The organism is Aeromonas veronii bv. veronii, from assembly GCF_000820225.1.
In the GTDB taxonomy this organism is placed as follows: domain Bacteria; phylum Pseudomonadota; class Gammaproteobacteria; order Enterobacterales; family Aeromonadaceae; genus Aeromonas; species Aeromonas veronii.
On the sequence record NZ_CDDK01000018.1, the window covers coordinates 130,904 to 152,800 of the forward strand.

Annotated in this window: 22 protein-coding genes; 4 read left to right on the forward strand and 18 right to left on the reverse strand. The window is 60.0% G+C overall.

The window, feature by feature from the left end; translation table 11 throughout:
* Positions 1–10: 10 nt before the first annotated feature.
* The 7 genes from BN1139_RS06825 to BN1139_RS06855 form a co-directional block, all read right to left on the reverse strand.
* Positions 11–1,447, reverse strand: a complete 1,437-nt coding sequence (locus BN1139_RS06825) for an ATP-binding protein (RefSeq protein ID WP_005354053.1) — start codon at positions 1,445–1,447, stop codon at positions 11–13.
* Positions 1,444–2,130 (reverse strand): response regulator, encoded by a 687-nt coding sequence (locus BN1139_RS06830; protein WP_005335091.1) that lies wholly within the window; start codon positions 2,128–2,130, stop codon positions 1,444–1,446. The genes BN1139_RS06825 and BN1139_RS06830 overlap by 4 nt, the downstream gene beginning before the upstream one ends.
* Positions 2,131–2,260: 130 nt before the next feature.
* The gene (locus tag BN1139_RS06835) at positions 2,261–2,893 is read right to left on the reverse strand and encodes a tetratricopeptide repeat protein (RefSeq protein ID WP_005354049.1); all 633 of its coding nucleotides are present in this window, start codon (positions 2,891–2,893) and stop codon (positions 2,261–2,263) included.
* A 1-nt stretch (position 2,894) separates the two neighbouring features.
* Positions 2,895–3,764, reverse strand: coding sequence for an SDR family oxidoreductase (locus BN1139_RS06840; protein WP_005354045.1), 870 nt, complete (start codon positions 3,762–3,764; stop codon positions 2,895–2,897).
* Positions 3,765–3,798: 34 nt separating this feature from the next.
* On the reverse strand, positions 3,799–4,452 hold the full coding sequence (locus tag BN1139_RS06845; protein WP_005354042.1) for an iron-containing redox enzyme family protein: 654 nt from the start codon (positions 4,450–4,452) through the stop codon (positions 3,799–3,801).
* Complete coding sequence (locus tag BN1139_RS06850; protein ID WP_005354040.1) at positions 4,449–5,945, reverse strand: AMP-dependent synthetase/ligase; 1,497 nt, start codon at positions 5,943–5,945, stop codon at positions 4,449–4,451. Before BN1139_RS06850 ends, BN1139_RS06845 begins: the two co-directional genes overlap by 4 nt.
* A complete protein-coding gene (locus BN1139_RS06855) occupies positions 5,942–6,616 on the reverse strand; it encodes a thermostable hemolysin (protein ID WP_005354039.1) in 675 nt (224 codons plus the stop codon). Before BN1139_RS06855 ends, BN1139_RS06850 begins: the two co-directional genes overlap by 4 nt.
* Before the next feature lie 144 nt (positions 6,617–6,760).
* Here BN1139_RS06855 and BN1139_RS06860 point away from each other — a divergent pair, with 144 nt between their 5' ends.
* Positions 6,761–7,408, forward strand: coding sequence for a class I SAM-dependent methyltransferase (locus BN1139_RS06860; RefSeq protein ID WP_005354038.1), 648 nt, complete (start codon positions 6,761–6,763; stop codon positions 7,406–7,408).
* A 39-nt stretch (positions 7,409–7,447) separates the two neighbouring features.
* Here BN1139_RS06860 and BN1139_RS06865 read toward each other — a convergent pair whose 3' ends face one another.
* Both BN1139_RS06865 and BN1139_RS06870 read right to left on the reverse strand, forming a co-directional pair.
* Positions 7,448–8,836 (reverse strand): NAD(P)/FAD-dependent oxidoreductase, encoded by a 1,389-nt coding sequence (locus BN1139_RS06865; RefSeq protein WP_005354037.1) that lies wholly within the window; start codon positions 8,834–8,836, stop codon positions 7,448–7,450.
* Between the two features lie 28 nt (positions 8,837–8,864).
* On the reverse strand, positions 8,865–9,788 hold the full coding sequence (locus BN1139_RS06870; protein ID WP_005354036.1) for an ABC transporter six-transmembrane domain-containing protein: 924 nt from the start codon (positions 9,786–9,788) through the stop codon (positions 8,865–8,867).
* Between the two features lie 107 nt (positions 9,789–9,895).
* Between BN1139_RS06870 and BN1139_RS06875 the strand changes: the two genes are divergently transcribed.
* The 3 genes from BN1139_RS06875 (at position 9,896) to BN1139_RS06885 (ending at position 12,664) form a co-directional block, all read left to right on the forward strand.
* Positions 9,896–10,489: a TetR/AcrR family transcriptional regulator gene (locus BN1139_RS06875; protein WP_005354035.1), complete on the forward strand. Its 594-nt coding sequence runs from the start codon at positions 9,896–9,898 to the stop codon at positions 10,487–10,489.
* A gap of 107 nt (positions 10,490–10,596) precedes the next feature.
* On the forward strand, positions 10,597–11,823 hold the full coding sequence (locus BN1139_RS06880; protein WP_005354033.1) for a winged helix-turn-helix domain-containing protein: 1,227 nt from the start codon (positions 10,597–10,599) through the stop codon (positions 11,821–11,823).
* 91 nt (positions 11,824–11,914) lie between these two features.
* Positions 11,915–12,664, forward strand: coding sequence for a substrate-binding periplasmic protein (locus BN1139_RS06885; RefSeq protein WP_085942001.1), 750 nt, complete (start codon positions 11,915–11,917; stop codon positions 12,662–12,664).
* An 89-nt stretch (positions 12,665–12,753) separates the two neighbouring features.
* On the opposite strand, the gene BN1139_RS06890 is transcribed toward BN1139_RS06885, so the two are convergent.
* The 9 genes from BN1139_RS06890 to BN1139_RS06930 all read right to left on the reverse strand — a co-directional run bounded on the left by BN1139_RS06890 (position 12,754) and on the right by BN1139_RS06930 (position 21,884).
* The gene (locus BN1139_RS06890; RefSeq protein ID WP_005354021.1) at positions 12,754–13,878 is read right to left on the reverse strand and encodes a M20 family metallopeptidase; all 1,125 of its coding nucleotides are present in this window, start codon (positions 13,876–13,878) and stop codon (positions 12,754–12,756) included.
* 25 nt (positions 13,879–13,903) lie between these two features.
* The gene (locus BN1139_RS06895) at positions 13,904–14,371 is read right to left on the reverse strand and encodes a YjiG family protein (RefSeq protein WP_005335063.1); all 468 of its coding nucleotides are present in this window, start codon (positions 14,369–14,371) and stop codon (positions 13,904–13,906) included.
* The gene (locus tag BN1139_RS06900; RefSeq protein ID WP_005335061.1) at positions 14,368–15,096 is read right to left on the reverse strand and encodes a nucleoside recognition domain-containing protein; all 729 of its coding nucleotides are present in this window, start codon (positions 15,094–15,096) and stop codon (positions 14,368–14,370) included. Before BN1139_RS06900 ends, BN1139_RS06895 begins: the two co-directional genes overlap by 4 nt.
* A gap of 268 nt (positions 15,097–15,364) precedes the next feature.
* Positions 15,365–15,721 (reverse strand): fumarate reductase subunit FrdD, encoded by a 357-nt coding sequence (gene frdD / locus BN1139_RS06905; protein WP_005335059.1) that lies wholly within the window; start codon positions 15,719–15,721, stop codon positions 15,365–15,367.
* A 10-nt stretch (positions 15,722–15,731) separates the two neighbouring features.
* The gene (locus BN1139_RS06910) at positions 15,732–16,130 is read right to left on the reverse strand and encodes a fumarate reductase subunit C (protein WP_005335058.1); all 399 of its coding nucleotides are present in this window, start codon (positions 16,128–16,130) and stop codon (positions 15,732–15,734) included.
* A 16-nt stretch (positions 16,131–16,146) separates the two neighbouring features.
* Positions 16,147–16,881, reverse strand: coding sequence for a succinate dehydrogenase/fumarate reductase iron-sulfur subunit (locus BN1139_RS06915; RefSeq protein ID WP_005335057.1), 735 nt, complete (start codon positions 16,879–16,881; stop codon positions 16,147–16,149).
* Complete coding sequence (gene frdA, locus BN1139_RS06920) at positions 16,874–18,658, reverse strand: fumarate reductase (quinol) flavoprotein subunit (RefSeq protein WP_005335056.1); 1,785 nt, start codon at positions 18,656–18,658, stop codon at positions 16,874–16,876. Before frdA ends, BN1139_RS06915 begins: the two co-directional genes overlap by 8 nt.
* Positions 18,659–19,167: 509 nt before the next feature.
* Positions 19,168–21,045 carry a methyl-accepting chemotaxis protein gene (locus BN1139_RS06925; protein ID WP_005354019.1) on the reverse strand — a complete coding sequence of 626 codons (1,878 nt, stop codon included), beginning with the start codon at positions 21,043–21,045 and terminating at the stop codon, positions 19,168–19,170.
* 155 nt (positions 21,046–21,200) lie between these two features.
* Positions 21,201–21,884, reverse strand: coding sequence for a glycerophosphodiester phosphodiesterase (locus BN1139_RS06930; protein WP_005354017.1), 684 nt, complete (start codon positions 21,882–21,884; stop codon positions 21,201–21,203).
* Positions 21,885–21,897 lie beyond the last annotated feature (13 nt).

The following is a 21,897-nucleotide window of genomic DNA, read 5'->3' on the forward strand; positions in this document are numbered from 1 at the left end:
TACTTATCGCTTATCTTGCCGGCGGCAGCGGGAGTAACACTTTCACCTCCAGCCCCCCTTCCGGCCGGTTGTGGACATCGAGGTCGGCGCCGTGCAGCTGGGCGATGCGCGAGACGATGGCCATGCCAAGGCCGACGCCATCCCCCTGCTGGGGATTGACCCGAAAGAAGCGTTCATACAGCCGGGGCAAGGCACTGGCGGGAATGCCGGGGCCGTTGTCGCTCACATCGACCCTCACCCGGTTGCCTTCTTGCTGAACCCGCACCCTGATCTCGCCCTCCGGCTGGGTATAGCGCAGCGCATTGTCGATGAGATTGCTGAACAGCAGCTCGAGCAGGGTGGCCTGCCCCATCACCAGCAGCGGCAATTCACACTCCAGCGACAGCTGCTGATCCTTCTTGAGCGCGATGGGAGCAAGCGTTGCCAGGGTGCCTTGCAGCAGGTGGCCCACCTCCAGCTCGGTCAATACCAGCCCCTGTTGGTTGTCGATACGGGCCTGGGTCAGCAGTTGGCGGATCAGCCGATCGCTGCGGTCGAGGGCCTGCAGCATCTTGTGCAGGGATTGCTGGCGGCTCACTTCATCTTCGGCAGCCAGGGCATTTTCACTGTGGATCCGCAGCACCGCCAGCGGGGTGCGCAGCTCGTGGGCCGCCTCGTTGGTAAACTGTTTCTCCCGCTCTATGGTCTCCGCCAGCGCCTGCATCAGCCGGTTGATCTCGTTGGTGAGGGGCGTCAGCTCCTGCGCGCTTATCTTGAGGCTGAGGGGGCTCAGGTTGGCGGGGTGACGTTCGCTGATGGCCTGGGCCAGCTGACGAAGGGGGGCCAGCCCGCGGGTGATGAGCCACCAGAGCAGGGCCAGCAGAAAGGGCAGGGTGATCAGCAGCGGCAGCATGGTGAGGGTGGCCATCTTGCTGGCCAGTTCGCTGCGCTCGTCGTCCCGCTCTGCCACCACCAGCCAGGTCTGCTCCTGCTGGTTGTAGAGGGTGAAGGTGCGCCATTGGTGATTATCTTTTTCGACCGTGTCAAAGCCGATGGCCAGGGTGACCAGCGGCTGATCCGGGGCGCTGGGGGCGCGCAGCAGCAAGCCGCCCTTTTCATCGAGCAGCTGGAAGTAGAGATTGCGTTCGAACTCGTGGCCGTAGGGGGTGATCTCCCGATCCTCGCCGGTCAGGTTGAGGCTGGGGTCTTTTTGCCACTCATCTGGGTTCTGCGCCTCCCACTCCTGATAGACGGTGCCGTTGGCGGGCAGTTGCCCCTGCTGGGCCATATAGCGGGCCAGCAGTTGGTTGGTGATGCGGGCAGACTGGGCGAGGCGGGCATCAAACAGCTCCTCCATTTCGTGGCTCGCCTCCATGTAGCCGATAAAGGCGCTGATGGTGAGGCTCAGACTCACCAGCGTCAGGATACCGGTGAGTAGAAAGCGGCGAATGGAGCGGGGGCGTTTCATCGTGCGGGTGTCCGGCTTGGCTGTTCGAGCTGGGGAATGATGTAGCCGACCCCGCGAATGTTGCGGATGAGGTCGCTGTAGAACTTCTTGCGCAGATGGTGGATATGCACCTCTACCGCGTTGCTCTCGGCGCCTTCATCCCAGCCGTAGAGACTCTGTTGCAGCTGATCCTTGCTCAGCACCCGGCCGCTCTGGCTGATCAGCTCCTGCAGCAACTTGTATTCGTGGGGGGTGAGTTTGACCGCCTCCCCCTGATAGGTGACCTGCTGGGATTCGGGATAGATGAGGATGTCGCCATACTCCAGTACCGCCTGAGCCTGCCCCTTGCTGCGACGAACCAGGGCGCGCAGGCGGGCGTTGAGCTCCTGCAGGGCGAAGGGCTTGACCATGTAGTCGTCGGAGCCGGCATCGAGACCGACCACCCGATCGTCCAGCGCATCGCGGGCGGTGAGGATCAGCACAGGCAGTTGGTGTCCTTCACGCCGCAACTTGCGCAGCAGGCTGAGGCCATCGATGTCGGGCAGGTTGAGATCGAGGATCAGGGCGGCGAATTCGTCGCTCTTGAGGGCTGCCAGAGCGGGCAACCCCTGTTGCAGCCAGTCCACCGTGTAGCCGCTATGGCGCAGTGCATCCTGCATGCCATCCCCCAGCATCACATCATCTTCCACCAGCAGGATCCGCATTCTTTTCTCCCTGTTTGTTGGGTGTGGCGATCTGGCTCAGCGCCAGGGCGTGCCGTGGCATAAACAACCCTGCCCACCAGTATGCAAGCTGGTGGGCAGAGTTTAAATAGTTCTTTGATCCATCAGGGTTTTATAGCTTGGCCAGCCGATCGCGGATCTCCATTCTGCGCCCTTCGTCGGCCACTTCGCGACCCGGGCGGGCCGGGGCGGCCAGCGCCTTGTCGAGGTAGGTTTTGGCCTCGGCCTTGCGACCCTGATCCAGCAGGAAGTCACCGTAGAAGAAGTTGGGGTCGATGCCATCCGGATTGATGGCCAGCGCCTGCTTGAGCAGTTGCTCCGCCTTCTCGTCATCGCCAAAGCCGACCGGCCAGCCGGGCACCTGATAGTAGAGGGAGCCCAGACTGGTATAGGCGGAGCCGTCCAGCGCCTTGGGATCCTGTTTGAGTGCCAGCTCCAGCTTGGCCTTGGCCTCTTTCACCAGAGCCAGTGCCCCCAGCCCCCCTTTGGCCCCCGCCCAGGTGCTCTTGACGATGGCCGACCAGATCAGCAGATCGGCGCGAAAAGGCTCCTTGGCGCTGGCCGCTTCGGCTTGGGTGCTCAAGGTTTCGAGGCAGCTCTCTTTCGCCTTGCCGCTCTGTTGATACTGGCAGACGGCCCACTGTTGCTGGATGGGGATGAGGGCATCATCCGCGGCCATGACTGAGGTGGATCCCAGCAGGATGGCGATGGCACAAGAGGTCACTGATTGACGGAAAAAGTTCATATTAATGCTCCTTCTTGGTCGGGATCGGGCGGGACAAGTCTGGTTGTGGCGCACTGTTGGCGCCGGCATCAGCCGTCCCTGGCTGAAGATGACGGGCATAACGTTTGATGATCGGCAGCTGTCTGGCCAGCGCCTTGTCGACGATGCTGGGCAGCAGGGCATTGAGCCGCACGAACAGTTTTTCCGGCCAGCCGAGCCAGCTGCGGCGGGTTTCGTTGCACAGGGCGATGACCGCCTCTTCGGCCACCTCCTGCGGGCTGTCGGTCTGGGTGCCGAGCGCTGCATTCATCTCGTAAGCGGCCTCAGAATTGAGCTTGGTGCGGGTGGCGCGGGGGGCAAAGTGCAGCACCTTGATGCCGCTCCCCTCCAGCTCCCGTCCCAGCGCTTCGCTAAAGCCGCGCAGGGCAAATTTGCTGGCGCAGTAGACGCTGTAACCGGGGTAGCCGATGCTGCCCAGGCTCGACCCCATGTTCATGATGATCCCCGGCTTGCGCATGGTTGGCAGCAGGGCACGGGTGAGCTGGATGGGCGCCTCGATATTGAGCAGCAGCTGGCGCTCCACCTGCTCGAAGCTCTGATCTTCCAGCCAGGCAAACTGGTTGCAGCCAGCGTTGTTGATCAGGATGTCGATCCCATCCTCCAGCGCAGGGTGTTGCAACAGCTTGGCCCGCTCCTGCGCAGAGCCGAGGTCGGCGAGCACCACCTGATGGCGCTCGGGATGAGGCAGTGACTTGCACAGCCGCTCCAGTGCCGGACCGCGACGACCGTGCAGCAGCAGGTGTGCCCCCTGGGCGGCCAGCTCCTGCGCCAGCTCCTCACCTATGCCACCGCTGGCGCCGGTGAGCAGCACGAGTTTCCCTTCAAGGTTCATGGTGTGGGTTCCCTTTTTGCTGTCTGCTGCCGACTTACGGCGTGGCGGTGAGGTTGTAGAGCATCTCGCCGTAGAGGCGATAGACCACCTTGGCCCCGTGGATGATGGCGGCCTGATCTGCCGGGCTCTCGACCTTATCCATCAAGGATTCAAAAAACTTGAGGTGCTCCTGATCCAGGGCGCCGTGGGAGCTCAGGTAACTCATCGCCTGGGGTGGCAGGCCGAGACCCTTTTTCAGCTGGTCGGCGACGGTGAGGGCGATGGCCACGCTGGTGCCTTCCAGCACCTGTACCATGCCGAAGAAGCCCATGGGGTTGCCGCGCTGGATCTGGTCGTAGAGGAAGGCGACCATCAGCTCGATGGGCAGCCCCGGCTGGCCGTGGCGCACCGCCTCGGCATCACCGCCACAGGCGCGGATATCGTTGAGGATCCACTCCTGATGGCCATACTCCTCGTCGATGTACTCGGCAATGGCGCCGCGCACCCACTCGTACTCCTGACCCAGCTTGCCGCCAGTTGCCATCAGCAGCGGAACTGTGTGGCGCACGTGGTAGTAAGCCTGCGCCAGAAAGGCGAGATAGGTGTCACGGCTGATATCGCCACGGCGACAGGCTTCGATAATGGGGGCGTTGAACAGATGCTCACGCTCCTGAGCAGTGGCTTGTTGCAGAGTCTGATAGAAGCTCATGACGATTCTCCTGTAAGGCATTGGCTGATTTGCCGGGAAAAGTGTTGGTAAATCTCGCTGCGACGGGGGCGCCCGTTGGCGGTCAGCAGCCCGGGATGCTGGTCGAGTACCACCGGCAACCAGTGGTGCAGGCGGGCATAATCGGGCAGCCGCTGGTTCAGACCGGCGATCTGGCGGGGCAGATCCGCCTCTTTGCCCGGAAGGGGCTGGATCAGCGCCACGTTGGCAGGCTGACCATCGCCAAACACCACGATGCGGGCGATGGCGGGGCAGAGCTGGGCCTCGGCCTCCACCCACTCTGGCGAGAAGTTGCGGCCAAAGGCGGTGATCTGGACATTCTTCTTGCGCCCGGTGATATGGAGGTAGCCTTCTTCATCGAGGTGGCCCTGATCGCCTGTGGCGATCTGCATGGCAGAAGGTTCGCCTGTGGCGATCTGTTCGGGAGTTGGTTCGTTGCTGCCGAGATAGCCCAGCATGGCACTGCCGCTCACCATAATTTCGCCGTCGCTGGCGATGGTGACCTGACAGTGGGGCAGGGGGCGGCCGACGCTGCCGAGCTTGTCAGCATCCGGGCTGTTGAGCGCCACAACGGAGCCACACTCCGAGAGGCCATACCCTTCGTATACCGGCAGGCCGAGCTGGCGGGCATGTTTGATCAGGTCGGGTGCTACCTTGCCGCCACCGACGGCAATAAAGCGCAGGCTCTTGAGCTGCTGGGCCAGCGTCGGGGTGCTGGTGCAGAGCGCCAGCAGCAGGCGCAGCAGTTCGGGGACCAGCACCAGACTGTGGGTCGGCCAGCGCAGCAGGGCCTCCCCCAGCATGGCTGGATTGAGCGAACTGGATCCGGTGAAACCGAGCTCCCCGAGGGACGGAATGCGGCTGCAGGCGCCGGTCAGCAGCGGCACATAGAGGCCGGTGATGTTCTCAAGCAGGGTGGCCAGCGGCAGCAGGGTCAGGTGTTTTTCCACCTTGGCTGGCGCGACACGCTCGGCCAGCGCATGGCTTACCGCCATCATCTGGGTCAGTGACAGGCAGACGCCCTTGGGCTGGCCCGTGGTGCCGGAGGTGTAGGTGATCTTGGCAGTGCCCTTGGGCAGCGCCGGTCGATTGGCCGGGATATAGCGCCAGAGCGGCAGCTCGCCGGTGATCAGCGAGAGCGGCTCGGCGGCATGCCACCCCTGATGATGTGGGCCCACCAGCGCATCGGCGCCGCTGCTCTCCAGCAACCAGGCCTGCTGGGCCTGACTGAAGAAGTGGGGCACCGGAATGACCACGATACCGGCACGGGTGCAGGCGAGATCCAGCAGCGCCCAGGGCAGGCCGTTGTCCAGTTGCAGCGCCAGACGGCTGATGTCGAGCTGTTGCAGCTGGCTGGCCAGGCGCTGGATCTGTTGCCACAGGGTCTGGTAATCGAGACGCTGCTGGCTGTTCAGCAGCGCAGGGGATTGCGGATCCTCGTGGGCATGTTTGGCGATGGCGTCGAACAGGCTCATTGGGCGCACCTTTTTTGATGGGTCTGGTTATCACTGCTCTCGCCAGCATCGTCAAACAGGGTTGGCATGGGGGCCAGCAGATTGAGCAGCAGGCTGCTCTGGGCCAGCACCTCGCGCCCCTGATTTATGTCGCCCACCATCACCTTGGGTTGGCAACGGTAGTACTCACCCCAGGCGTCGGCGTCGGCTCCCACCTGATGGGCCTGGGCGGGAGCCAGCTCCACCGGATTGAGTTGCAGGCGGGCAAAGCTGTTGCGCAGCTTGGCAGTGCCGGTAAAGACCACGTAGTCGAGGGCGTTTTCACACAGCAGACGACACAGGGCCGCGAACATCAGTCGGGCATTGCCCGGCTCGCTGCAGGCCAGATTGCCCACTTCGATAATGCGGTTGCGTGCCGGATAGACCCCGAGGCGGGTGTTGATGGCGGCCTCGATGGGTTGCTCCAGATACTGTTCCAGATAGAGAGCCCCCTCATTGGCATGATTGAGACCACAGGCGCCGACCAGCGTCCCGTCCGCCCGATAGAGCCCCAGCAGACAGGGGAGAAAATGGGGGATGCGGGCGTTGAACTCGAGGGTGTAGGCGGCCTGGATATAGGTTTGCAGCGCCATGACCTGCTGCGGGGACTTGGCTAGCAGCAATCGGTAGGGGGCCTGGATCTCGATGGTCATGGGTGACTCCTTCTCTTGCGATGGTTTGAGAGTAAAAGGGCAAACTTAAGAAACCCTTAAGGAGCAAAAAAAGTTGTCAGCGAGGCTGCGGGCAGGCAATCTGCGCCGCTGTTATCCAACAGGAAGCCCCCAAGAGGAACCGCCATGTCATCCACCGTCAGCTGCCCCCTGTGTGCCAGCCATCGCAGTTATCCCCTGCCGGTGGCTGGCAAGCGCTATCATCGCTGCCTCGCGTGCGAGCTGGTCTGGCTGGATGAGGCGGATCATCTGGATGAGGCTGCGGAGAAGGCGGTCTATGACGGTCACGACAACCAGGTTGATGATCCCCGTTATCGCACCTTTCTGATGCGGGCATTTGGTGAGGTACTGAGTCGGGTGCCAACTCCTGCCAGTGGCCTCGATTTTGGCTGTGGCCCGGGCCCAGCGCTGGTGGCGATGGGGCGTGAGGCGGGTTACGACATGGTTGGATATGACAAGTTCTATGCCGACTTTCCCGAGTTGCTGACGCGTCAGTATGACTTCATCACCAGTACCGAGGTGATAGAGCATATCGCCGAGCCGCGCACGGTGCTGGCGCAGTTGTGGGATTGCCTCAAGCCTGGTGGCCTGTTGGTGTTGCAGACCCAGCGGGTACTCAGTGACGAGCGGTTTAAAAGCTGGCGCTATCGCCACGACCCGACCCACATAATCTTCTTTGCCGAGGCATCGTTTCAGGTGTTGGCCGCTCGCTGGCAAGCCGAACTCAGTTTCCCCCACGCCGATGTGGCGGTATTGCAGAAAGGCACGCCCTGAGGCGTGCCTTTGTCTGTTACTCGTCGGATTCGCCCGGCATTACTCCTTGTAGCCCTTGTCCTGCCACTGGTAGTACATCAAGGCAGATTTGACGCCGATTGACTTGAACGGCTCTGGCGGCAGCCACATCGGCAGGGTCTGCTCGGCGTGGTTGAACCAGGGGTGCTCCTTGCCCTGATAGAGGCTGGCCACAATATCGCCAAACAGGAAGGAGAGGTTGATGCCGTGGCCGTTGTAGCCGAGGGCGTAGTAGATGTTCTTGTGATCCCCCATTACCCCCACTGCTTCGGTGCTGTCGCCGGTCATGCCGAGTACCCCGTCCCACACCTGTTCAAATTTGATCCCCTTGAGGGCCGGATAGAGGGTCACCAGCTCGGTCATCATCATCTCGCTGACCCGATTGAGATCGCCCTTGTAGTTGAGGCCGTCGTTGAAGACGTACTCGGCATTGCCACCACCGATGACGATGCGGTTATCCGGGGTCAATACCAGATGGAACAGGATGTTGCGGGGGTCGTAGTAGGGCACCCGACTCTGCCACTGGATGGCGGCCAGCTGCTTTTTGGTGAGCGGCTCGGTGACGGCGCTCTGGGCGTGTACCGGAAAGACCCGGCTGCTGAAGTAGCCAAGTTTTGAGGTATAGCCATTGGTCGCCAGCACTATGCTGTCGGCGGTCACCTTGTACTTGTCGGCTACATTTAGCTCGATCTGCTTGCCCTCCTTGATCCCCATTACCGGGCTCTGTTCGTAGATGGTAACGCCCGCCTGCTCCACCGCCTTGCACAGGGCATTGACCAGTTTCATGGCGTGTACCTGACCGCCATTGGGGTCGTAGACCGCCCCCACGTAGCGATCGGTGCCGAGTTTTTCCTCTGTGGTATCGGCGTTCCAGTACAGGAGCGGGATGCCGAGGCGATTGGCGGTTTTCACATAGTCGCGGTACTCGGCTATATCCTCCTCATCGAGGATCGCCTCCACATAGCCATCGAGCTTGAGGTTGGCCTCGACGCCGGTTGAGGCCACCAGCGCCTGCAGCTTGCGCATGCTGGCGACGGTGAGATCGTAGTGACGCTTGCTCGCATCCCCCTCTTCGTAGAGGTCCATCACCTCGGAGCCCGGCAACACCATGCCGCCGTTGCGGCCCGAGGCACCACTGCCCACCTGCTTGGCTTCGAAGATGGCGATCTTGAGCGACGGATTGGCTTTGGCCAGATGCCAGGCGCTGGAGAGGCCGCTGTAGCCGCCACCTATGATGGCGATATCCACCTTCAGGTCTTGCGCCAGCGGGGCGCTCTCCTCTGCCGGTTTCTCCTTGAACCAGTAGCTGGTGTTGGGCTCAAAGTCGCTCATCTTGGGGCCGCAGGCGGCGAGGAAAAAACAGCTGATGCACATGGTCAACGCTCGTTGGCAAAGGGTGGTCGGATTCATCTTCTACTCCGGTTACAGATACAAAATATCAAATCATTTCATCGGGTTGGGCGGTATTGACCCGGCGGCCTATGTCTCTCAGCCGGGCCAGCTGATCGGCAAGACCGGGCCCCTCATCCAGGCTGGTGACAAAGTTCCAGAGGTAGGTCATCACAGCATAGACATGGCCTGCCGAGACCTGGGGCTGGGCCATCAGCATGGTGATGGCCAGCAGGAACAGCAGGGAGGCGCTGATGCCGACCGCCAGAAAGGCGAGTGCCTCCCGATCCGAAATCCTGATGCGGAGCCAGGCCAGCGCGCGGTAGTGGCGGGAGAGGCTGGCTGATTGGGCATGGGTGACCAGTTTGACCTCGTGTTCCAGCCGATCGTTGAGCCGCTCGTGCAGCAGCTGGTTCTTGCGCGAAAAGCCGGGCAGCAGCAGGCCGAACAGCAGCAATATCCCCATGCAGGCGATGCCGACCCAGAACTCGATCACCATCAGCATCACGGCCGCCCCGACGATGGAGATCAGGCTGGTGGCCAGGATCGGGATATGTTTCTCGAAGAAGTCGACAAACTCCCGCGCCAGGGTGACCCGCGCCACTATGGTAGATTGCCCCTCCTGCTGCTGGCGCTGGGTCAGGATCACCGGCACCGCCAGTGCCGCATAGATATGGGTAAAGGTGCGGGTATCGACTGCCCGGCGCAGGGCGCCGATGAGCCAGAACAGCAGTACGATGAGGGCGTAGCTTGAGGCCTGCAGCCACTGGCCCTTGACGATGGCGTCGATGGCAAAGCCGGCGAACAGGGGATAGACCACCAGCAGGATGTTTTCGAGGGCCACCAGCGAGAAGGTGCCCGCCAGCTTGAGGGGATTGGCCCGCGCAATCGCCCCCAGCGAACGACCGACCGAGTGTGGCAACGGCGTGGCCTGCTCGTCGCAACTGGCTGCCGAAGTGGTTGGTGTTGTCATGGGTTATCTCCTAAGATGTCGGAAACGCTAATTTTGAGCGAGTGCTCAAAGTTTGTTTGAGCGACTGCTCAAAGTCAAGCAGAACGATGGATATTGCAGGAGGTCAGATGGCACGCCCATCAGCAGAACAGCGCAAAGAGATGATCATCGAGGCCGTACTGGCCCTGTTTCGAGAGAAGGGGATGGCGGCATCGTCAACCCGTGATATTGCCGAGCGCACCGGTCTGGCGCGCAGTCACGTCTACCACTATTTCAAGGATTGGAAGGAGCTCTGCCTCTGCGCCGTGGAGCGTTTCACCTATCAGGAGATCGCCGAGCAGCGGGAGTGGCTGTTACCGCTGCCGGCCCGCGAAGCGTTGCCGCTCTTTGTGCGGGACAACCTGCCGACCAGTCAGGATGCCTCCTGGGCCATCTATCTGGATGCCTGGAACGAGTCACTGCGCGACCCGGTATTTGCCGAGAGCTACCGCAAAATCATTCTGGCGTGGCGCGAGGTGCTGGAGCAGATCCTGCAAAAGGGGATCGACAGCGGCGAGTTTGTGGCGGACGATGCCCGGCGACTGGCGCGTCAGATCACCGCCCTCATCAACGGCTATGCCGATGACCTGATTCTGGAGCCGACCCCCGAGACGGTCGAGGCCACTTATCAAGAGATCATGCTGGTGGTGAATCAGCTGGTCTTGCCCCCGGTCCACTCATAGCGGCGCAGGCAAAAAAGGGTGGGGAGGCATGCCAGCGTGGGACCTCCCCCGGTTTTGTTGGCCATCTGCCGGGCGCGCGATGGTCAGATACCAGGGAGCGGTTGTTGATGTCGATTACCCATTTGTCACTGCAAGATGCCCGTCATCTGCAACTGGCGGCGCAAGGGCTGCTCGCCCCCCGTCGCAGCAAGGCGACCCCGGCCGATCTGCTGGCTACCATCCGCCGCATGGCGCTGCTTCAGATCGATACCATCTCGGTGGTAGCGCGCAGCCCCTATCTGGTGCTCTTTAGCCGCCTTGGCCAGTATGAACCTCGCTGGCTGGAGCAGTTGCTGGCCGACGGCGAGATCTTCGAATATTGGGCCCACGAGGCCTGCTTTGTGCCCCGCGAAGATTACCGATTGCTGCGCCACCGGATGCTCGACCCCGTCGCCATGGGCTGGAAGTTTTCAGCCAACTGGCTTGCCACCCATCAGCAGGAGATCGACTTGCTTATCGAGCGCATTCGCCAGCACGGCCCGGTGCGGGCAGCCGACTTTGAACGCACAACCGGCAAGGGGAACGGCTGGTGGGACTGGAAACCGGAGAAGCGCCATCTGGAGGTATTGTTTACCACCGGTCAGCTGATGGTGCGGGAGCGGCGCAACTTTCAGCGGGTCTATGACCTGGCCGAGCGGGTCATCCCCGAGTGGCGTGACGAGCGGGATCTGCCGAGCGTCGAGCAGGCGCAGCGGGATATGGTGTGCGCTAGTTGCCGGGCATTGGGGCTGATCAAAACTGGCTGGGTCGCTGACTACTATCGGCTGCGGCGCGGCAAATATGACGCCCTGCTCCATCAGCTGGCGGACGAGGGGGAGCTGCTGCCGGTACGTGTCGAGGGATGGCAGCACGGCGCCTTTGTGCATGCCTCGCTGGCTGATGAGCTGGTGCAGGCAGAGGAAGGCCGTCTCAAGGCAACCCATACTACCGCCTTGTCGCCGTTCGACCCGCTGGTGTGGGATCGCAAACGGGCCAGTGAATTGTTCAATTTTGACTATCGCATCGAGTGCTATACCCCGGCCCCCAAGCGTCAGTACGGTTACTTCGTGTTGCCCTTGCTGCATCGTGGCAAGCTGGTGGGCAGGATGGATGCCAAGGCCCATCGCCAGCAGGGGATCTTCGAGATCAAGAGCCTCTATCTGGAAGCTGGTGTGAGAGTGACCCGCACGCTTGCACAGGATCTGGCGAAAGCCCTGCAAAAGCTGGCTGACTGGCACCAGACGCCGCAGCTTCGTTATGGTGCCATTCCGGCCAATTTGCTGGCGTTGTGGCATGAAAGCGCCCCTGCAAAGTGAGCTCTATCCCTTCTGGGCTAAGCTGCAAGAGGGATAAACAGTCCGGGAGCGGGAGATGAGACGAGTGGCAACATGGTGGGCGGGATTGGCGATGGCCATCTTGTCCCCCGCGCTATGGGGGAAAGAGCCGCCAGTGAAGATCTGTCTGGGGGAGGGCAACGAGTGGGCCCCCTTTACCTACTGGGAGCGCAAGGACGGGGTGCCCGATACCAGCCGCCTGACAGGTTCGGCGACGACGCTGGTGCTCGATGCCCTGCAACAGAGCGGGCTCTCGCACCAGATCCGCTATCTGCCTTGGGCGCGGGTGCAGCAGGAGCTGGCGGATTATCGCCAGAATGGTCTGTGCGAGCTGACCTGGGATGCCAGCTACAAGCCGGAGCGGGCCGAGTTTGCCTTCTACAGCGTTCCCCTCTATTACACCCACCTCGGTTTCTTCTATCTCAAGCGCCGCTACCCTGAACCGCCAGATCTGCAGACGGTCAATCGTTCCCGGGTGTGCGGGGTGATTGGCTACAACTACACCCCCTACGGGCTTGCGCAGGAGCCACGCCGGGTCAAACAGTTGCAGCAGGCGCTCGATATGCTGGAACGGGATCGCTGCGACTTTCTGCCGAGCGAAATCGAACCTATGGTGGCAGGCATCAGCCTTGGCATCTACCGCAGCGAGAGCGGGTTGCTCAATCTCGCCCTGCCCAGCCGCAAGGGATTCTATCTGCTGGTGAGCAAGGGCTCCCCCCGCGGTCACCAGCTGGTGAACATCCTCAATCAGTCGCTGGTGGCATTTCAGGAAGGGGGGCATACGGATGAGGTGATGCGCCGCTTCTTGCCACCGATGGAGTAATAGCGAAGGGTTGCTGTCATTCAGGGGGAGCAGATAAACAGAGGGCCAGCCGGTGCAAACCGGCTGGCCCTTTTCTACGTGAGAGCTTGTCAGGCTGCCAGACGGGTCAGTACCTTCACCAGCAGCTCGATGCGCGGGGCAATGCTGGCCAGATCCAGATACTCCTCGTCACTGTGGAAACCGGCACCGATAGGGCCCAGACCATCCAGAGTGGGGATGCCGAGGGCGGCGGTCAGGTTGGCATCGGAGCCGCCCCCCACCTCCTGCCAGCTGATTGGCAGTCCCAGTTCGGCGCCACACTCCTCCACCAGCTGTATCAGTGCCTGGGTGCCCTCTGACGGCACCATGGCCGGTTTGTGGGCCTCGCGGGTCAGCTGGATGGTGACACCGTCCAGATGGGGCCGCTCGGCCAGGGTCAGCAGATGATCGTTGATCTGGTGGTACTCCTGATTGTCCCAGAAACGGACATCCACCACGGCGCTGGCATGTGCCGGCACTATGTTGGCGCCGTTGCCCCCCTCGACAATGCCGATGTTGAGGGTGGTGCCGCTCTCGAAGTTGGTCAGGGCGTTGATGGCCAGGATCCAGTGGCCCAGCTCGGTGATGGCGCTGCGCCCCTTCTGCGGTTCGTTGCCCGCGTGAGCCGCCTTGCCGGTGAAGTCGATGCGATAACGGGCCATCCCCTTGCGCGCCTTGACCAGCGAGCCATCGGCGCGGGCCGCTTCGGCCACCAGCACCTGTTTTGCCTGTTTGGCCACCGTTGCCAGCCAGTCGCTGGAGTGCAGGGAGCCAATCTCCTCGTCCGGGTTCATGCAGACGCAGATGCTCAGGCGATCGCGCACCTCGCGGGGCAGTTCACGCAGGGCATAGACGATGTTGAGCAGGCCGGATTTCATGTCGGAGACACCGGGGCCGTAAGCGCGCTCACCATCGATGCTCATTGGGCGGGCGGCGGCGGTGCCGAGGGGGAAGACGGTATCCATATGGCCGATCAGCATTACATCGATCTGCGCCGCATCAGGCTGGTTGCGGATCTCCAGCCCCACCCCGGCGGCGCCACAGTCGACCCGCTTGATCTGCCAGCCGCCCATGGCCTCATATTTGGCAGCCATCAGGTCGGCCACTGCCGCAATGCCCGGCTGGTGGAGGGATCCGCAATCCAGATTGATCAGCGGGGCCAGTTCGGCCAGATATTGATCCAGAGAAAAAGTCATTGCTTGCTCCACTATCAGGTTCGGGTCAGAGAAGGATGTTCATCACCAGCATGGCGCCGAAGGCGTTGAGTACCGAGATGGCGACCATGATGGGGATGTAACGCCCTTCGGTGCCGATACAGCCGAGGATGCGGCCCATGTACTGCACCTGGGAGCCCATCAGGTAGATGGCTGGCGCCAGAATGGCGATGTGAGTGCCGTTGAGGATCCCCTGATCGAACAGGGTGATGACCACACCGACTGCACCGCCCATCGACATCCAGGCGCCGATCAGCACGGCTGCCGCCTCACCGGGCAACCCGAAGATGGCCATGACGGGGGAGAAGATGGCGCCCATAGCATCCAGCGCGCCGGTGATCTGCAGCGCCTTGATGATGACGAAGGCCATCAGTACGTTGGGTACGGTGGAGGTGGTGGCGATGACCCAGCCCTTCTTGGCCCCTTCGACGAAGATATCGGTGACGATGGGTTTCTTGATGTTGGCCTGGCTCATTTGGCTTGCTCCTGAGTGTTGAGAGTCTGCTGGGTGTTGTTATCGGTCTGCTTGCCTTCGCTCATATTGAGGTAGACCCGGAACAGGTTGGCCCCGACAAATTTGAAGGCGAACATCACGATGACAGCCAGACCGATGGAGGAGCTGACCGCCGGGCTGCCATCTGCCAGCGTCAGGGTGAACAGTACGGCGCCGGAGGAGAAGAAGTTGACGATGGTGGCACCTGCGGAGAACTGGAACATGGTGAACACGTCGGTTTCACGCTTGGTGATGAGCCCTTCATCCTTGAGCTGACGAGTCATGGCGGCACCGGCATCGGTACTCTGCAGGGAGGCGATCAGTGCCAGACCTGTATTGCCCGGGATCCCCATCAGCGGACGCAGCAGCGGGGTCAGTAACTTGCGGGCCGCTTCCAGCGCGCCGTAGTGTTCCAGCACATTGATCATACCGAGAGCAAACATCACGGTGGGGATCAGGGTCAGGGCGAACAGAAAGCCGTCTCTCGCCCCGTTGCCCCCTTTGCCGCGCATGTCGGTCATGGCGGTCTTGATGCCGTCACCATTCTCGCTGACGCTCTGGACCATGGTACCGAACGAACCGTTCAGCGTGGTGAAATCGAATACCCCGTACCACTCGCCGGATTGCAACAGTCCGGAGAAGAAGACCACGGCGAAGGCCAGTGCCAGGTAACTGCCTATGCTCACCGAGCGTGTTTTGTCTGTCATTAGCTAGCTCCATATGAATAATTATTTAATCTGAATAATTATAATTGATATGGATGTCACTAAATTGATGGTGGTCAAAATGGTTTGCTACAAATGACGAATGTATTGGGGTTATGTGACTGTGATCGCCATATGATTGGACGATAATCTGGTTTTTATCGAATTGTTTGAGTGAATAAAAAGCAGGGGCGGGATAGCGGGGCAAAAAAAAACCGGGCACGAGGCCCGGTTTGCTCAATCAATCAATCAGTCAGTCAGTCAGATGTGATTACTGGAGTACCAGCACCATCAGCAAGCCGACGCTAATGGCAGATACCAGGAAGGCAAAGCCATAGAACACATAGTGGTGCAGCTTGGTGGTGTGGATCCCCAGATCGTGCAGACCGTGGTAGATACGGTGCATGCCGTGCCAGACTGGCAGGGCGATGATCACCAGCAGGATGCAGGCACCCCACCAGGAGCTGGCGAACGCGTGCACGCGGTCATAGCTCATGGTTTCCACATCCATGATGCCCATGGGCACCAGCAGACCGGTGATGAGGACAATGACCGGCAGCAGCATGGCAACGACCATGCCACCCGCACCAAACAGACCCCAGTAAATTGGTTCGTCAGAACGTCTCATTGTTTTCTCCTCAGGCCACGATGATCAGGACAAGCAGGGACACCACCGCCAGCGCCACATACTGGGCGAGAACGATCGGCTTCTCCGGTACCAGGTCTTCACCACGGAAGATGCGCATGGCTTTCGGCGCCAGGGCGAACCAGGTTTTGGCATGGAACAGGCATGCCGCCAGAGCGACGACATGGAACAGGATGGCGATCGGGCTTTGCAGGGATTCCAGCCAGCCGTTGAACGCTTCCTGACCCTGAACCAGGCGCATCAGGCCCCACATCAGCACAACGGCGTAGATGGAGACGAAGATACTGGTGCCTTCACGGATCATGTAACCGGTGTAGAAGGCGTTCTTCAGCCACCAGTCTTTCTTCATTTCGCGGACGTAAGGTTTACGTTTGCTATCAGTGTTGTTCATGGTCTCAATCCTGCTCTCAATCTGGCTTGAACATGGCGATCATGTAGTCCTTGGCGCTTTCGACCTTGCCAAGCTGGATGGCCGCCGCCGGATCGACGCCTTTCGGGCACACTTCGGAGCAGTAGCCCACGAAGGTACAGCCCCAGACGCCTTCGTCCTGGCTGATGATGCGCATACGCTCTTTGGCGCCGGCATCACGGTTGTCGACGTTGTAGCGATAGGCCAGAGCCAGTGCCGCCGGACCGGTGAACTTCTTGTTGATACCGTACTGCGGGCAGGCCGCGTAGCAGAGACCACAGTTGATGCACTGGGAGAACTGCTTGTACTGCGCCATCTGGGCCGGAGTCTGGATGTACTCGCCATCACACAGGCTGCGCGGCTCGCTCGGGATGATGTACGGCTTGATGCTCTCCAGCTTCTCGATGAAGTCGGACATGTCGACCACCAGATCGCGCTCGATCGGGAAGTTGTTGAGCGGCTCGACGGTCATCTTGCCCGGCAGATAGTCGCGCAGGAACGCCTTGCAACCCAGCTTGGGCACACCGTTGACCATCATGCCGCAGGAGCCGCAGATCGCCATTCGGCAGGACCAGCGGAAGCTCAGGGTAGAGTCCAGGTGATCCTTGATGTACTGCAGGGCGTCCAGCAGAGACATCTCTCTCTGGTATGGCACCTGGAAGGTTTGCATCCAGGGCTCGTTATCCTGTTCCGGACGGTAGCGCAGGATCTCAATTTCAATCATCTCAGCCATTCTTCTTAGCCTCGTCTTGTTTCTCACCCTCGGAGCCGTACACGCGTTTTGCCGGCTGGGACTTAGTGATCTTCACATCGGAGTAATCGATGGAGGGCGTTTCGCCATTTTTGTAGAACGAGAGCGTGTGCTTGAGGAAGTTCACGTCATCGCGCTCTTCGTAACCATCCAGACGCTGGTGGGAACCGCGGGACTCTTTACGATTGATGGCGGAGTGCGCCATGGCTTCAGCCACGTCCAGCATGTAGCCCAGTTCGATGGCGTACAGCAGATCGGTGTTGAAGACAGAGGACTTGTCGTTGATCTTGACCTTCTTGTAACGGGCTTTCAGCTCGTTGATCTTGTCGATGGTGCCCTGCATCAGCTCTTCGGTACGGTAGATACCGACACCGGCTTCCATGGACATGCCCAGTTCGTTGCGGATGTCTGCCGGGTTTTCAGTACCGTCTACGTCCATCAGGGAGAGGTGCTGCTTGATGAGCGCCTCGGCCTTGGCGGCCAGCGCTTCGGTATTGCCATGCTTCTGAGTCTTGGCAAATTCACCTGCCTGCTCACCTGCCAGCTTGCCGAATACCACGATCTCGGACAGGGAGTTGGAACCCAGACGGTTGGCACCGTGCAGACCGACGGAGGCACATTCGCCCGCGGCGTAGAGGCCGGGCAGACGGGTGGCACACTTGTTGTCAGTCTCGATACCACCCATGGTGTAGTGGGCAGTCGGACGTACCGGGATAGGCTCTTTGGCCGGATCCACGTTGACGTAGGCTTTGGCCAGTTCACAGATGAACGGCAGACGCTCTTTCAGGTACTTCTCGCCAAGGTGACGCAGGTCAAGGTGAACCACATCGCCCATCGGGCCCTGAATGACGCGGCCTTTCTGCTGCTCTTGCCAGAATGCCTGGGAAACGCGGTCGCGCGGACCCAGCTCCATGTATTTGCTCTTCGGCTGGCCGATCGGGGTTTCCGGGCCCAAGCCGTAGTCTTGCAGGTAGCGGTAGCCATCCTTGTTCAGCAGGACGCCCCCCTCACCACGACAACCTTCGGTCATCAGGATGCCGGTGCCCGGCAGACCGGTCGGGTGATACTGGACGAATTCCATATCACGCAGCGGTACGCCGTGACGGTAGGCCAGTGCCATGCCGTCGCCGGTGACGATGCCACCGTTGGTGTTGTAGCGATAGACACGGCCAGCGCCGCCGGTTGCCACGATCACGGATTTGGCCTGGATGAAGCGGGTGATACCGTTCTGGATGTCGAAGGTCAGTACGCCCTGGACACGGCCGTCGTCCACGATCAGATCAAGGCAGAAATGCTCGTCGAAGCGCTTGATGCTCGGGTATTTGACGGAGGTCTGGAACAGGGTGTGCAGAATATGGAAACCGGACTTGTCTGCGGCGAACCAGGTACGGGGAACCTTCATGCCACCAAACGGACGCACGTTGGCTTTGCCATCCGGCTTGCGGCTCCAGGGGCAACCCCAGTGCTCCAGCTGGATCATCTCTTTGGTCGCGTTGTTGACGAAGTATTCCACTACGTCCTGCTCGCACAGCCAGTCACCACCGGAGACGGTGTCGTTGAAGTGGTTTTCGAGGGAGTCGTCATCACGGACGACACCGGCGGCGCCGCCTTCGGCAGCAACAGTGTGGCTGCGCATCGGGTAAACCTTGGAAATCAGGGCGATGTCCAGGTCTGGCTGTGATTCGGCTATAGCGATAGCGGCGCGTAAGCCGGTACCGCCAGCACCGATGATGGCCACATCGGTCTTGATAATATCCACATCTGCCTCCTTAGGGATAGATTTGCTGGGCACGATTTTGCTCTATGAAAAAAATTCAGGCTTGATGCAAGTCAAACTGCTAGGTTTTATTCCCTTTTTATTGGTTATTTTTCTATAAAACACCCAAATCCCTGGATGAAAATGTCGTTATTATCGTCATTTTTTGGTGTTACTGAGCAGTTGAACACCTAGCTACGAGCACTTTAACTTCTGGATTGTACGTAGTTTTCTTTCAATAAAATGCGAATCACCTCTCTTTTTAGGTACTCGCGAAAAAAATTTTAAGTTTTTTATTGTAATTTTTTAATGAGAATTATTGGCATTTATCTATTCGGATAGAAATAGGTAATCCGAAATGCTGCAGTGACCACGGCGGTGATCTGATAATTCCAGACGAATTACAAGGATTTCAAGGCGGGGTATTTGGCGGGTAATGTGAGATTACTCACTGAAAATTAAGCGCTATTTAGAAAAATAAAAGGGGCCTGTACGGCCCCTTTTGCTCATGCTCAAATGCGGAACATGCCGACCTGATTGCTCAGTTCACCCGAAATATTTTTAAGTTGTTCAGAGAGATGGCGTGAGCTGTCTGCATCCACTGCCAGTTCGTCCGAGACATCTTTCACTGCCTGAATGTTGCGACTTACTTCGTCGGTGACGGCCCGCTGCTCTTCAGCCGCGCTGGAGATCTGGGTCGCCATGTCGGAGATCTGGTTGATCGAGGTGGTGATCTGTTCCAGCGCATGGGTGGCGTTGTTGGCATCATCCACGCTGTTCTGGGCCAGCAGCTGGCCTTCGTGCATGGTACTGACCGCTCCCTGGGTATTGCGTTGCAGGGTTTCGATCATATTGCGGATCTCGACGGTGGAGCTGTGGGTACGCTGTGACAGGACGCGCACCTCGTCGGCTACCACTGCAAAGCCGCGGCCCTGTTCACCGGCACGTGCCGCTTCGATGGCGGCGTTGAGTGCCAGCAGGTTGGTCTGCTCGGCGATGCCCTGAATGGTGGAGAGGATGGTGTTGATCTCCTGAGCGTTTTTCTCCAGCTCCTGAATGATGTTGGAGGCCTGTTCCACCTGGGTGGCCAGATCGGTGATGGAGCGCTGGTTGCGGGCGATCACCTGCTTGCCATGCTCGCAGCTGCTGGAGGAGCTGCGGGCCGCTTCGGCGGTCTGCTCGGCGTTGCTGGCGACCTCGACTGCGGTGGCTGACATCTCGTGTACCGCAGTGGCGATCTGGGAGATCTCGTTTTGCTGGCGTGCCAGCCCCTGATTGGCTTTTTCCGCCATGCTGTGGGAGGACTTGGCCTGCTGGTTGAGCTGGCCGGAGGAGTTGGAGATATCCTGCACCATCACATGGATCCGCTCGATGAAGGTGTTGACGTGTTTGGCAACCGCGCCTACTTCATCCTCACGTTCAATCTTGATGCGGCGGGTCAGATCGCCGTTGCCACGGGAGAGATCGGCAATCGCTTCGCCCAGGGTTTTCAGAGGGGCCAGCGAGCTGTTGATGGCGACATAGGAGAAGCCTGCCACGATCAGTATGGTGATAAGCCCCTGAATGAGGGAGGAGGTAACCATGCGGCGTACCGACTGGTAGGCGATCTCTTCATCCACCATCATGCCGTAATACCAGTTGGTATTGGGAATGGCATTGAAGTCGTAGACCTCTTTCTTGCCGCTGATCACCAGCTCGTTGATCATGCCGTCATGGGCGACCTGATTGATGTAGGCCGCAGTCAGCTCCGGTGCCAGAGCGGTGGCGGATTTCAGGCTCAGGGAGGCATCGGGGTGCGCGATGATGGTGCCATTGCTGTCCACCAGCATGGCGTAGGTGCCCTCGGTGGTGACCGCCAGAATGTCCGAGATCAGTGAGCTGATGGAGACGTCACCGGCGATGACCCCCTGGGTATTGCCACGCTGGAACGGCTCGGCAATGGTAACAATCAGCTGGCCGGTGGAGATGTCGGCATAGGGGGCTGTAATGACCAGCTTGCCTGCGGCGGCCGCGTCCTTGTACCAGGGGCGTTGACGGGGGTCATAACCGGCAGGCAGGTCGGTTGGTTTGCTCTGGATCATCTTGCCGTCTGCGGTACCGGCATAGACCAGATCGAAGCCACCGGCATTCATGGACTGGGCCAGATGACTGATGGGCTCGTCTTCTTTGGCGAATGCTTCCTTGGTAGTGCTGACCATGCTGATCCGGGAGTCGACCCAGCGGGAGATCCCCTTGACGTTGGCCATGGAGCTTTCGTCGATGATGTTCCAGACCAGTCGCTGGGTCTCGCTGCGCAGTTGCGAGGTGTTGTACCAGACCTGCAGGCAGGTGATCACCAAAATGATGACCCCGATAGCCAGAACAAGCTTGTTTTTAATGGATAAGTTCATAGTTACATCCTTGTGAGCGTCAGTCTGAAGTGTGTGTGGAATCTAGTTATTGTTATGAGCCTCTGTTTATCGGCTGAAGTTGAACTCTTTGTATCCCGGTCAGCTATTTAAAGTTAGTGCCTAAATCAGTGGTTATCCATGCGCGTATCGCCCCCTCACTGTGTCAGAAAACGATCTGGTCGATTGGTGAAGATTCCATCGACCCCCATGCTAGAGAGCGTTTCATAATCTTCTGGATAATCAACGGTATAAACCAGAACTTTGAGCCCCCGGCGATGTGCATCTACAACCAGAGATTGATCCACAAAATCCACGTCGCAGTTGAGTGACCAGGCCCCCAGCTCGTCGGCAAACTGCGCCAGGTTGAGCGGCAGGTTGGCGGTCAGGGCACCGAGCCGGATATCGGGCCGCGAGGCGGCAAATCGGGCCAGCTCCGGGTGATGGAAGGAGGAGACCACCCACTGGCCGGGAGTAAAGCCCAGCTCGGCCTCTGCCCGTCGGGTCAGGGCTGTCACCGCATCGGCGGTATGGGTGCCTTTGAGTTCGATGTGCAGCTCGCAGCGTCCGGCGATGATCTCCATCACCTGCCACAGGGTCGGGATCACCTCTCCCTCACCGGCATCGAGCTGCTCCAGATAGGAGCGGGATTGCTCGGTCAGCACCCCCTTGCCATTGGTGCAGCGCTCCAGCCGCCGGTCGTGGAAGACCCACAACTCGCCATCGGCCGCCTGCACGTCGATCTCGATGGCTGATGCTCCCAGCTCCAGCGCTTTGGCCATCGCCTTGAGAGTGTTTTCGGGGGCCAGGCCGCTGGCGCCACGGTGGGCAATAATCTGCATGTTCTGCTCCTTT